The following is a 12,956-nucleotide window of genomic DNA, read 5'->3' as shown; positions in this document are numbered from 1 at the left end:
TAAACAGTTGACTCTCACACGATGTCATTGTTTAAGATAAAGTTGAGCTTCGAAGTAGATGTAATTTATAGGAGGAAAATATGTTTAAAATTGGGGATTTTTCAAAACTATCTTCCATTAGTATTCGTATGTTGAGGCACTACGACAAAGTGGAATTATTACAACCAGTAAAAGTCGATGAGCTGAGTGGATATCGATTTTATTCAGCAGACCAATTAAAAAAAGTAAATCAAATTCAAACATTAAAAGGTATGGGGTTTAATATCGCTACCATTAAAGAAATAATAGAATGCGATAATATAGATGGTATTAAGGAGCAGTTTTTAAATCGTAGTGCTCAAATTAAAAAAGACATGACTAACCTCAAAAAACAATTACGTCTCCTCGAAGACTCAATGAAAACGATGAGAGAGGATGTTGTTGAGATGAATTATCATGTTTCAATAAAAGAAATTCCAGAAAGAACTGTAGCTAGTGTTAGAAAGATTATTCCATCGTATAATTGCGAAGGTGATTTATGGAGTATATTAATGCAAGAAATTCAAATGGAGAATATTAGTATTGACCATCCGAGTTATAATATTGCGGTTTTCCATGATCGTGAATACAAAGAAAATGATGTAGATATAGAAATACAGCTAAGTATTCTAGGAAAGCACGAAAATACAAAAGACGTTACATTTAAAAATATGGAATCAACTAATGTAGCTTCTATAACGGTTAATGGAGGTTATGAACAAATGACAGCTGTAAATGAAGCTGCGGCAAAATGGATTGAGACAGAAGGTTACGAATTAGCAGGCCCGATGTTTAATATTTATCATGTGAGTCCAGGAATGGAGTCGGATCCTAATAAGTGGGTTACAGAAGTTTGTTATCCAGTTAAATGATTGTAAAGAAAAAAGGCATTATAATATGCCTTTTTTCTTTATAAACTTATCCGTAATTGCAATTAACCAATCATAATTATCTTTCCTACTATTATAGTTTTCGTATCGGACTATATAAAGCAATAAAGACTTCAATTAATTTAGTAAAAGCAGCTAAAGCAAATACAAAGACAGGATTATAAGCTGAAATAATGCCTCCTACTAATGCCCCGAGTGGCATAGCTAATCGTGTAAGTACACGTGAAAATCCTAAAACTCTTCCTTGCATATTTGATGGAACTGTTTCCTGACGAATTGTGGCTACAATTGTATTCCATGCAATATTACAAGTCATTGCAACACCGAAAGCAATTCCGGGAGCGAGCCAATATGTGCTCCAAAGCGCAAAAGTTAAGCTAATTGCCCCAACAAATAAGAGTAAAGGGATTAGTATGCCGCGCTGCAATCTCTTTTCTAAAGGAACTGCAATCAAACTTCCTAAGAGCCCGCCTATTCCAATTAGTGAATAATTAAAGCCACTTTGTTCCGGCGTAAGTTGCAATGTGGATAGTAAATAATACATGAACACACCTAAAACCGCACTTGCTCCAAAGTTTCCAATCATAGCTTGAAAAGATAAAGCTAAATTTAAACGGTCATTTTTGAGCCATTTACATCCATTAACCAAATCAGATAGTACATTTTGAAGTGTATTTTTATCTTCACATTTTTTATTTGTGATTTTCATAGACGGTAATAACATCACAGCAACTAATGTTGCAATAAATGAAAGAACATTAATCCAAAGCATCTGAAAGCCGCCAATAAAAGAAATGAAAACCCCAGCTATCATTGGACCAAATAAACTAGCCAATTGATTAACCATTTGATAAAAAGAATTGGCCTTCGTTAAGGATGCTCCAGCAATTTGCGGAATGACTGTAACAGTTGTTACATCAAAAAGCATGGACATAACTGCTAACATAAAAGTAATTATGTATAAATGCCAGATTTCTAATAGATGTAATGAATGTAGTATTGGAACAAGACTTACTAAAATAATATTAGTAATATCCGCTACCAACAGTAACTTTTTTCGATCATAACGATCAATTATTACACCAACTAAAGGGCCAAATAAAACGATTGGCAATATGTTAATAGCAAATAAAGAACTCATAATTACAGCTGAACCGGTTAATTGATAGGCAATCCAAGGCAACGCAAATGTGTATAGTGAATCCCCAATTCTTGAAATGAGTAAACCGAAAATAAAAATCTTGTATTCTTTAGAGAAAGTTGTCTTTACGGTAAGTCTTTGTTCTTGTTTAAGTTTCACACTATTTATACCACCTTTATTATAGAGGAATTTGAAAATCATCCGTCCTATACTTGTTATATATAGAATTCTGTAATTTTTCGGTGAATCCTACTTTTCAGATGTATTTTAACGAGAAAATGAAGAATGTAAAAACAGTTTGTACTGTTTTAGATAGTATGTGTGGTTGGGGGGAGATGTAGATTATACATATAAATAAACTATAAAAATATTATGTAAACTAAATGTGTGTATGAAATATATTTTCCTTATAATTTGTATTTTATAATATATAATAGAAATTAAGAAGATTTTGGTAGTTGTTGAATAAAGGGACTTTAGTTGAAAGGAGTGATGTTTTATGAACAAACAAAAGACAATAAAAAATGAGGTAAAAATAATTTGAGTATGCGTATCATACCTCTATAAACTACGTTTGCTCAAAGCTAGGAGCAATTCATGATAAATATTAAAATTGGAAAAAATCAATACCCTATAACATTGGCTGAGGATCATAATTTTGATTGGCTAAAGGATGTAGAAGTGTTTACTGTTTTTGATCAGCAAGATTCAGGGAATATTAGTTTTGGTATTATTGAAAATGGAAAACGTTATTTTTTGAAGTATGCTGGTGCACGCAATTTAGAGTACAAAGGTAATATAGAGGATGCAATCCAGCGATTAATGAAAGCAAAAGAAGTGTATGAACAAATTCAACATCCTTTACTAATTCCATATATTAATTCCATTCCAATGCAAAATGGATTTTGTTTAAAGTTTCATTGGATTGATGGGGAGTGCATGCACAACCATTGGGACTTTACGCCGTTTGAAAAGCACCATTCACCAAATTCACCTTTTGTAAAGTTAAGACAATTATCCGTGACGGAGAGACTTAACATATTGACACAAATTTTAGAGTTTGCAACTTACGTGGAGTCATTAGAATATGTCATGGTTGATTTTTATGACGGTAGTATTTTATATAATTTTGAACAATCAAAACTGACGATTTGTGATATTGATTTCTTTCAAAAAACACCTGTATTCAATGAAATTGGGGAGGATTTTTGGGGAACAACTCGCTTTAAAGCACCGGAGGAATATGAACTGCATGCACAAATTACAAGCGAAACGAATGTGTATGTGTTAGCCGGAATTGCTTTTGCTTTTATCGGCGGAAAAAATGATAAAAGCTATGAAAAATGGGAAAGCACACAAGAATTATATAATATATGTAAAAAAGCGCTGTATAAAGAAAAAAGTAAAAGATATCGCACTGTTCAAGCGTTTTATGAAGCTTGGCTTACAAATATAGAATAAATAATCAATATTCATTTTAATTTATATGTATCAACAAAGGGGAACACATAAAATGAACGAATTAGAATACAAAAACTTTTATGATAAAGTAGGAAGATTAAATGGATGGGATTTTAGTAAAATAAAATGTGAAACTGTAGGAGATTCATGGGACTTTTATAGAGAGGTAAAAGAAAGATGCAAGCCATCACATGTTTTACTAGATGTTGGTACAGGCGGAGGAGAAAATGTACTTCATATAGCATCTTCGGCTAAATTTTTAGTTGGGATAGATAATTCTAACGGTATGATTGAAAAAGCACATTCCAATTTGAGAAAAGCAGATGTACAAAATATTGAGTTTCTTCAAATGGATTCTGAAGCTTTAACGTTTCCACATGCGCATTTTGATATTGTTTCTAGTTGTCACGCGCCATTTATAGCATCCGAATTAGCAACAGTAATGAAAAAAGGTGCTTTGTTTTTAACGCAACAAGTTAGCGAACATGATAAATTGAACCTGAAAGAGGCTTTTGGAAGAGGACAATGCTTAGACGAAAGAGATGGAACTCTAAAAGAAAAGTATATGGGTGAACTTATAAATGCAGGATTTGAACTCGTGCAAGTACGTGAATATGATGTTACTGATTATTATAGCACTCCTGAAGATCTCATTTTCTTATTAAAACATACACCTATTATTCCTAGATTTGGAGAAGAAGAAGAGGATTTTACTATTTTACAAAAGTTCATTGATGCAAATAGTTCTGAAAAAGGGATTCGTACAAATTCAAAAAGGTTTATGATTATTGCTGTAAAATCATAATGTGTTTTAATGTAAAGTTGCTTTTCATTTAAGGAAAGGCAGCTTTTTTGTATGGAAACAATACTATATTAACAATGAAAGAAGCTAATATAATCATACTAAAGTTGTAGTGTTTATTTGAAAAATCAATCCTTCCGTTTGATTTTATCTATTTATAATTGTAATACAATACGAATAGATAATAAGAAACAAGGGGGAATGTAACGTGATTACACATATATCAGATATAAAATTACAAACGGTTTCCATAGAAGGGGTAAAACAAGTATATAAGGACATATTATCTTTTCCAATAAAAAAAGAAACGGCATCTTTTATTCAATTTGAAGTAACACCATACACAACAATTAGTTTTCAAGAAGTATACGAACCAATCGCACCTGCGCACTTTGCTTTTGAGATTCCATATTCAAAATTTCATGAAACTGCAAGATGGCTTGAAAAGTCTGGATTACTCATTGTGAAATGGAAAGATGGTCATACAATTGATGAAGAGAGCGGCCGATTCAACTTATATTTCAGAGATGGTGATGGAAATCTACTCGAAATTATCGCACATAGTTATGTTAAAGAAGATGTACTAATACCGCATTCACCATTAAACGTTTTATATGTAAGAGAAATCGGTCTTCCCGTTCAAAGTGTACCTGTTTTTACGAAATGGTTAAAATCAAATCTAAATATGAAAACGATGGAAGATGGGGATATTTTTAACTTTGTTATAGGTGGCACTGCATATATTGTTGCAACTTGGTGGCAGAGACCATGGATCCCGATTGAGATGAAAGCTTTACCACCGAAAGTGCATGTTTCTTTCGGAACATCAGATCCTGCATTTTTACAGCAAATCCAAATTAACTTTAAGAGAAATTGTGTACCATTTCAATGTAAACATAATGAAGTATCATTTATTGAGCAAGGATATGCATTTTCAATAGTGCATACACCACATTTTCCTTCGAATATTCCTAGTAAATTAAACTTACCACTTTCTATTTAAGGATGGAAAGTGGTAAGTTTTTTGTATTTTCATGGAGAAGGGTTTTAGCTTTATTACACTGAATTTATAAAGGAGTATAAGGTGCTAGCTTATTTTACTGTAAGGAGAGAAATGAATTGAATTTAGAAAATCCGATAGCAAAAGGGAACACAGCGGAAATTTATCTGTATGATAATAAGATTATGAAATTATTTAAAGATTACCTCCCAAATACAGAGTCTATGAATGAAGCAAAAAAACAAAAATATGCGTATTCATGCGGGTTATCAGTTCCAAACGTATTTGAAGTGACTAAGATACAAAATAGACAGGCAATTATTATGGAATACGTAAAAGGGGACAGTATAGGTGATCTCCTGCTTAATAATCTAAATGAGGCAGAGTATTATATAAATATTTGTGTGAATGAACAAAAAAAGATTCACGCTATACGTGTGAATACGGGTGAAATGGAAGCAATGGAGGAAAGGTTAGAGCGTCAAATTAAATCTGTACATAAATTGGATGAAAAACAAAAGGAAAATATATTGAATAAGTTACATTCAATCAAATTTGATTCTAGATTATGCCATGGCGATTTCCATCCATTTAATCTAATTTTAAGTGAAAAGAATGTAAGTATTATAGACTGGGTAGATGCTTGTTCAGGTGATATTCGTGCAGATGTGTTTCGTACATATTTATTATATGCGCAGTCTCATATAGAATTAGCAGAAATGTATTTACAAATATATTGCCGTAATACCGACCTAACAAGAGGGGAGATCTTTCAATGGGCTCCTATTATTAGCGTAGCTAGATTTACCGAGAAAGTATCGCCGCAAAATGAAGTGTATTTGAGCAAACTTTTGAATCAGTATTTATAAGTTGTAAAAAAGGTTGTCTAGTAGATAATTAATAATTGCTGCTGTTTAACTACAAGGAAACTTAGTTAAACAACAGCATTTTTAAATTTTGATATACGTATATTTATTTTCAATCTTCATCCTATAAAGATTCATTATCCGTACTTGTTCCTCAGTTAATTCTTCCTTATCCCAATACATGTGCATTAAGCTATATTCAAAAATCTCCTTTAATTTAATAAACAATGGAAACTTCTCGATCATCTCTTTAGGTAGTTCATTTTCCTCTTGATACCCTTCAAATAGAGCTTTTGTAATAGAATGCTCATAGTCAATGATATTCCCATTTCCAGCAAATGAATATTCTAAAGCACTATAAATAGGAACAGCTAAATCGAATAGGTAAAAATGTTTTTCGCAATCTTGAAAATCAATCATTGTTATGGTTGAATTGTTTTCAACTAAAATATTTTCTAGCCATAAATCTCCGTGAATTAAGCCGTAATTTGAAGTGGATTTTTGTAGCTCTTTTATAGAATTTAAAACTTTAGATGCAATTTCCCTAATAGTAGTTTCTTCTTGAGGAATATACTTAAGGAAATTATATTCCTCATTCTCATACCAGTCGTTAATATATTTAACCGGTTTAGCTTTTTCAAAGATTTTAGATATACGATGCAATTTTCCGATTTGTTGACCAAGTTTTTTAAATATAGTAGAATTCCATTCGCACCTTGGTAAATGTATACCAGGAGCAGCTTTATATAATACTGTAAAAAGCTCCTTGTCTAATGTTAATTTTTCTACAAGATTCCCTTGTAAAGAAGGGAGTATTGGTGGAACATCTAAACCGTTTTCGTATAAAAAATTCGTATATGTAACTTCTTCTAATTGTTCTTCATATGTTTTGTAGTTTGTAATTCTAATGAAGTATGTTCCTTGATCTGTGAGACATTCATACATCTCATTTGTTATTGGTTTAATGTTAATAAAATTCAGCGGATATAGTTCATTTATGAATTGAAGTTTTTCTTTTTCTAGTTTGTTCATTGTAACGTCCTTTCTAAACTTTTATTTTTTAATTAGAGAATTAAAAGAATCTTATTTTACAAAATTCTAGTTTCATTTTTGAAATCCTTTAAAATGAAATATGATGTAAATTGACCTTTAATAATTAGTTAGGTCTTGCCAGCATACGAATTAACACTAAATTGAAAAATGAATAGAAGGTATGTCAAAATAAGATAGGTAAAAAATATAAAACTAATACTCATATATAGATTTTATAGAATGGCTCATGTTTTAAAACACAAGAAATATCAAAAGAATGAAACGCACTTCTCTTATACTTTTATATAAGGAGTGAAGGAAATGAATGAACATATACAGCAGATGATTGATTGGATTGAGCGCAATTTGAAAAAGGGATTTTCATTAGATGAATTATCTCGTTATATGGGGTATTCTCCTTATTATTGCTCTTTTAAATTTCATCAAGTAACGGGTTTCAGTATTAGACATTATATTCTTCTTAGAAGGTTGTATTTATCTACAGAAGATTTAAAGACTGGTAGGAAAATAATTGAGATCGCATTGGATTACGATTACTCTTCCCAAGAAGCTTATAGTAGAGCTTTCAAAAATGTTTTTGGAATGAATCCCAAAGAATACCAACTTAGCAAAATGCCTATTCAATCATTTGTTAAACTAAATTTAAATAAAGAAGGGGCGTTTAATATGAATATTTCTAGAAAATTAGAGGTTGAACAGTTGCGAAATAGGAAGAGTGAGCTATTTGATAAAGAGGTACTTAACATATTAAATGGTCAACTTATGTATGAAGAATTTAAAAACGAAAAGCTAATGGGTGATTCTGATTATGCACCATTTAATGAAGCGATGTGTGTAAACCGAGTTACTACACTAGTTTTTGATGAAGAATTTATTAAGACAAGGGCAGCAGGACATAACAGTTCAGTAGAAAGTTACACAAAAAAGGTTATAGATCCATTAAAGAAACTTTTTACGAAAGAGTATAAATGTATTGTTTTATGGTTTGGTGAAGATATGTTCTGCCAAATGAACTTACTTACCATACTTACTTATCTTGAACAGTCGTTTTATGAAGGGAAGGTATACTTAAATAGCTTCAGAGAAGATGAATTTAAAGTAAATCAAATTGAACTTGAATTAGGAAATTATTCTTCGGTATACAATGAAGTATTAGTAAATCATAAAAAGACTTTCTATAAGGTACCACCTGTAATGTATCAGGCTATAGATTTATATTTAGAAATGCTAACAGAAGATAATACTGTAATGAAATTTCTCTCTAAAAATAAAGATTTATCAACTCAAGAATTATTAACAAAGTTGTTTCAGCTATTTCCAACAATCGGATATGGGGATTCTCAGTACATAGAGCTGATTAATAAAATAAAGAAGAAAGCTGAACCTAAAATATAGGAACAGCTTTCTTTTTACAATTGTTCAAGTAACTCTAATTCTCCCTCTACAAATAACATTAGTTCTTTAATTATTTCGCCAGAAAAATCAAAACGAATTCCAGCTGCTTCATATACTTCCGTTAAAGATTTAGAGCTACCTAATGATAAGGCTTTTTTATAATTTTCAAGTGCTTGTTTAGGATTTTCTTTATATTGTTTATACATTTGCAGCGCACCAAATTGTGCAATTGCATATTCGATGTAATAGAATGGTATTTCGAATATATGTAGCACAGGTAACCAGCCAGTTGCAACCCAATTTTCATACCCCTCAATATTTACTACATTCGATTGGTAAGTGTTATGTAATTCTAAATATTTTTCATTTCTTTCTTTAGCTGTATGATTAGGATTTTCATACATCCAATGTTGGAATTGATCAACTATAAGCATTTGTGGCAAATATTTAACAATATCTTTAAAGAACTCTAATTTTACTTCTATAAATTCTTCTTTATTTTCATAAAAAGTATCCCAATACTCCATCGAAAACAATTCCATTGTCATACTAGCTAGTTCAGCTGATTCTGAAGGGATTTCTAAATACTTTTGAAGTTCTAACTGCTTCATACAATCATTATGAATACTATGGCCCATTTCATGGAGGAAAGTAGTAACATCATAATGTGTATGATTGAGATTCATGAAAATAAAAGATAATTGAGAAGCAGGTAAATATTCGCAAAATCCTCCTGGTCCTTTTCCTTTACGACTTTCTAAATCTAAGCAATTATTTTTATGCATACGTTCCAGTAATGCGGAAAATTCATGGTCAAGTTTGTGTAAAATATGAGAACTTTTTTCGATTAAATCACTCGCTTTTTCAATAGGTTTTAATACTTTTTGATTTGGTGCGGTTGCTTTTAAATCCCATGGACGAAGACTTTCTACTTGAAGTTCAGATTTTTTCTTATTATATATTTTATCGATAAGTGGTACTACGTATTTACGAATAGATTCGGCAAGCTCATAGCAATCTTCAGGCGTATAATCAAATCGTTCATGTTTTTTAAACATATAATCACGATAATTATCTAATTGAATGTTTTTCGCCTTTTGGTGACGGATTGCAATTAATTCATTTAATATATGTTGTAATTTATTTTCAACAGATAAAAACTTTTCGGAAATAAGCGTTTTTGCCTTTTTTCGCATATGACGATCCGGATCTTGTAAGTAAGACTGTAGTTCAGTAATTGTTTTCTCTTCACCGTCCCATAATGCAGTTAAACCACCTGTAATTTCGAAGTATTCGGTTACTAATTTGTCTTCGCTTATTTCTAAATCAATGTTCTTTTCACAAAATAATGTTTGCGCATTCTTAATTTTTTTATCTAGTAAGCTATACGTTTTTGGATCAAGTTCCATTCGAAAAGGAGACTCTAAATATTTATTATCAAATGAATTTTGATAACGTTTCAAAAGAGGTCTTACAAATTGCTGATCATATTCAAAAGTATCTTTTATTTTTTTATTATCCGTATTACATTGAAAGGCGATATAGTGCGATCTTAATTGTTCTTCAATTTCCCAAATGACTGTAGATTGCTTTTTTAACCAGTTTTCAAGCTCTAGTTTTGAAGAAATCTCTTCATTTAATAAAGTAGAAAGAGCATTTTCTAATTCTAGTACATTACTAATATCAATCGTATTTAAGTGCTGCATGACATATCCCTCACTTTTTATTTATTCATGGAGATATTCTATTTATTAATTGTAATTTCCTTTTTAAGAGGAGAAAATGTGAAATAATGTTAAATTTAAAAATTATAGAAGGTATTTATATGTGAAAGTAAAAGGTTATCGTAAATGAAAATTTACGGAGGGAAGTGCAATGAACAGAGGAAAGAAGTTGATTGTATTTTTATTTTCAATTGCTTTATTGTGTGCTTGTGAGCCTGAAATGGAAGAATCCAAAAGTGAAGATTCTATAGTTATGGATATTGCTACAGCAGCGGTAAAGAAGGAATCTTTTTTTAGTGCTGTTAAATGGGATGAAAAAGCAAGAATAGTAGATTTAGAGATTGCTGATAGCGAAAATGCTAATGAAATAAAAAAAGAAATTAATAAAAGATTGCAAATTCAAGGCATTATGTCTTATAAAGTAAATATATCTCAAAGAAACAAGGAGATTGTAAATGCAGAGCATAGATGGGAGTTAGTTTTTGGACAGATATTTGATGACGTATTCAGAAAAAATGGATATGAAGGGTTTGGGATTCAGCAAATAAATTATAAAAAGAATCAACCTGTTACCATTGATATAAAAACTAAGATTAGCGATGATGAAGTAAGAACGAGGGAACTTGGGCAGAAAATAGAAAAAGAGATTGAAGGTGTACTTAAAACAGAAGCAGTAAAGAAATGGATTGAAAATGATTCATATGCTATTGGGATTTACGATATAGATAATCGAAAAATTAACTAATTGAGGAATGAATGCTATATGGATGAAAAATCGATGTAATTAAATACAAAATTGCTGAAGGAGGTGTAAAATGTATAAGTATTTACGTATTTTTAATGATATAGAAAACATGATTCAACATGGAGAAATAAAAGAAGGAAAGAAATTACCGTCTATACGATCGCTTGTTACACAATATGAATGTAATAAGGCAACAGTTATACGTGCGCTTCATGAATTAGAAAAGCGTCACATTATATATTCTGTCCCTCAAAGTGGATACTACGTTGTTAAGAAATCTGGGAGTACTATAGAAAATAAAGAGATAATTGATTTCGCTTCTTCAGCACCAGATCCTGATGTTTTCCCGTATTTAGATTTTCAGCATTGTATGAATAAGGCAATCGATACTTATAAAAATGATTTGTTCGTATACGGAACACCGAAAGGGTTACCATCTTTAATTCCAGTCATTCAAAAACAGTTGGCAAATTATCAAGTGTTCACGAAAGAAGACAATATTTTTATAACGTCAGGTGTGCAGCAGGCACTTGCAATATTAACTTCTATACCATTTTCAAATGAAAATGAAACAATATTAGTTGAACAGCCAACGTATCATTTATATATAGAATATCTAGAAATAAATAAAGTTCCTGTAATCGGTATTAAACGTACGAATGAAGGTATTGATTTAACAGAATTGGAGCGTATTTTTCGAACTGGTAAAATAAAATTCTTTTATACAATACCGAGATATCATCATCCACTTGGAACCTCTTATTCTAAAGATGAGAAAGAAAAAATCGTACTATTAGCTAAGAAATACAATGTATTTATAGTAGAAGATGATTATTTAGCAGATTTAGAAACAGATTCAAAAGCCGATCCGTTATATAGCTTGGATCATAGTAATCATGTCATATATTTGAAAAGTTATTCTAAAATTATTTTTCCGGGTTTACGAGTTGGTGTAGCAGTTATTCCACCGGTTATTTCGAGTGCTTTCCATACATATAAAAAAATTTTAGATATAGATAGCCCAATGATATCCCAAGCTGCTTTAGAAATTTATATAAAGAGTGGCATGTTCGAACGCCATAAAAATAAAATTCAATCTTCCTATAATAACAGATCTAAAAAACTAGCAGAAGCATTAGAAAGAATGCATAGTGAAAACCCGCTTTTATTCACATATAAAAAGCAAAATACAATTGGAATCCATACTTGTTTAGAAGTACATAAAACAAGTATTTCGGACATGTTGATACAAAGACTAAGTGAAATACAAATCAGTATTGATTCGATTGATAAAAATTATGTGAGAGGTTTTCCGAAACAAAGACTATTAAAGTTAAACGTATCGAATGTAAAGGAAGATAGGATTGAGGAAGGAATTCGTAAAGTAGTGGAGGAAATCAAACAAGTGGAACGTCTAAATTTTCAATTTAAAAAAGAATAAAATGAATAAGGAGGTTTGTTGTGAGGCGTAAAATAATTCTCTTGTTTGTGTGTACCGTTGTAATAATTTGAGCTATAGTTGTGACTAATTATTATAAAAAAGAAATGCATTGCCGTTGGTAAGTATTCAAGAGGTATTATCATAGGTCAAAATAACGAACCTATATTTAATGTGAAAATTTATGAAGGTTCTATTAAAGGTAAGGAACGCAGTATTTCAAATGCAGTAGGTGAATTTGAAATACTAGATGGAGTTTGTGGTGAGATTGTATTACAATTCGTTACTCCAGATGGAGAAACCTATACGAAGAAATATGATAGGAAGCATATACCAAAAGTTTAAAGCTTAATTAGAAACATAAAGGTGAATAAGATGAAACCATTACGGAGAAAAGTAGCAGTTGTGGCCGGAGCAATTATA

Annotated in this window: 11 protein-coding genes and 1 pseudogene; 9 read left to right on the top strand and 3 right to left on the bottom strand. The window is 30.9% G+C overall.

Annotated elements, in window-relative coordinates; genetic code table 11:
* Nucleotides 1-80: 80 nt before the first annotated feature.
* Nucleotides 81-890: a MerR family transcriptional regulator gene (locus tag ACTFSI_RS21300; protein ID WP_138321968.1), complete on the top strand. Its 810-nt coding sequence runs from the start codon at nucleotides 81-83 to the stop codon at nucleotides 888-890.
* A 91-nt stretch (nucleotides 891-981) separates the two neighbouring features.
* On the opposite strand, the gene ACTFSI_RS21295 is transcribed toward ACTFSI_RS21300, so the two are convergent.
* The gene (locus ACTFSI_RS21295; RefSeq protein ID WP_138321967.1) at nucleotides 982-2,208 is read right to left on the bottom strand and encodes an MFS transporter; all 1,227 of its coding nucleotides are present in this window, start codon (nucleotides 2,206-2,208) and stop codon (nucleotides 982-984) included.
* 438 nt (nucleotides 2,209-2,646) lie between these two features.
* Here ACTFSI_RS21295 and ACTFSI_RS21290 point away from each other — a divergent pair, with 438 nt between their 5' ends.
* The 4 genes from ACTFSI_RS21290 (at nucleotide 2,647) to ACTFSI_RS21275 (ending at nucleotide 6,181) form a co-directional block, all read left to right on the top strand.
* The gene (locus ACTFSI_RS21290; RefSeq protein WP_070806089.1) at nucleotides 2,647-3,510 is read left to right on the top strand and encodes a serine/threonine-protein kinase; all 864 of its coding nucleotides are present in this window, start codon (nucleotides 2,647-2,649) and stop codon (nucleotides 3,508-3,510) included.
* Nucleotides 3,511-3,562: 52 nt separating this feature from the next.
* A complete protein-coding gene (locus tag ACTFSI_RS21285; RefSeq protein ID WP_138321966.1) occupies nucleotides 3,563-4,315 on the top strand; it encodes a class I SAM-dependent methyltransferase in 753 nt (250 codons plus the stop codon).
* Nucleotides 4,316-4,520: 205 nt separating this feature from the next.
* Nucleotides 4,521-5,315: a VOC family protein gene (locus tag ACTFSI_RS21280; protein WP_138321965.1), complete on the top strand. Its 795-nt coding sequence runs from the start codon at nucleotides 4,521-4,523 to the stop codon at nucleotides 5,313-5,315.
* Between the two features lie 116 nt (nucleotides 5,316-5,431).
* Nucleotides 5,432-6,181: an aminoglycoside phosphotransferase family protein gene (locus ACTFSI_RS21275; RefSeq protein WP_138321964.1), complete on the top strand. Its 750-nt coding sequence runs from the start codon at nucleotides 5,432-5,434 to the stop codon at nucleotides 6,179-6,181.
* Nucleotides 6,182-6,262: 81 nt separating this feature from the next.
* Here ACTFSI_RS21275 and ACTFSI_RS21270 read toward each other — a convergent pair whose 3' ends face one another.
* Nucleotides 6,263-7,210 (bottom strand): phosphotransferase enzyme family protein, encoded by a 948-nt coding sequence (locus ACTFSI_RS21270; RefSeq protein WP_197225406.1) that lies wholly within the window; start codon nucleotides 7,208-7,210, stop codon nucleotides 6,263-6,265.
* Nucleotides 7,211-7,531: 321 nt separating this feature from the next.
* Here ACTFSI_RS21270 and ACTFSI_RS21265 point away from each other — a divergent pair, with 321 nt between their 5' ends.
* Complete coding sequence (locus tag ACTFSI_RS21265) at nucleotides 7,532-8,626, top strand: helix-turn-helix domain-containing protein (protein ID WP_138321962.1); 1,095 nt, start codon at nucleotides 7,532-7,534, stop codon at nucleotides 8,624-8,626.
* A gap of 14 nt (nucleotides 8,627-8,640) precedes the next feature.
* On the opposite strand, the gene ACTFSI_RS21260 is transcribed toward ACTFSI_RS21265, so the two are convergent.
* Nucleotides 8,641-10,332 carry a M3 family oligoendopeptidase gene (locus ACTFSI_RS21260; protein ID WP_001164188.1) on the bottom strand — a complete coding sequence of 564 codons (1,692 nt, stop codon included), beginning with the start codon at nucleotides 10,330-10,332 and terminating at the stop codon, nucleotides 8,641-8,643.
* A 169-nt stretch (nucleotides 10,333-10,501) separates the two neighbouring features.
* Here ACTFSI_RS21260 and ACTFSI_RS21255 point away from each other — a divergent pair, with 169 nt between their 5' ends.
* From ACTFSI_RS21255 to ACTFSI_RS21245, 3 genes and pseudogenes are all read left to right on the top strand, one after another.
* On the top strand, nucleotides 10,502-11,095 hold the full coding sequence (locus ACTFSI_RS21255; protein WP_044792407.1) for a DUF4030 domain-containing protein: 594 nt from the start codon (nucleotides 10,502-10,504) through the stop codon (nucleotides 11,093-11,095).
* A gap of 70 nt (nucleotides 11,096-11,165) precedes the next feature.
* Nucleotides 11,166-12,536: an aminotransferase-like domain-containing protein gene (locus ACTFSI_RS21250; protein ID WP_044792405.1), complete on the top strand. Its 1,371-nt coding sequence runs from the start codon at nucleotides 11,166-11,168 to the stop codon at nucleotides 12,534-12,536.
* Between the two features lie 74 nt (nucleotides 12,537-12,610).
* Nucleotides 12,611-12,878 (top strand): annotated as a pseudogene (locus ACTFSI_RS21245) (carboxypeptidase regulatory-like domain-containing protein).
* The last annotated feature ends 78 nt before the right edge of the window (nucleotides 12,879-12,956 follow it).

It is taken from the genome of Bacillus cereus group sp. MYBK101-2 (assembly GCF_051918845.1).
Lineage (GTDB): Bacteria > Bacillota > Bacilli > Bacillales > Bacillaceae_G > Bacillus_A > Bacillus_A paranthracis.
Note: the sequence above shows the minus strand (reverse complement) of the source record. Positions and strands in the feature narration are given on the sequence as shown.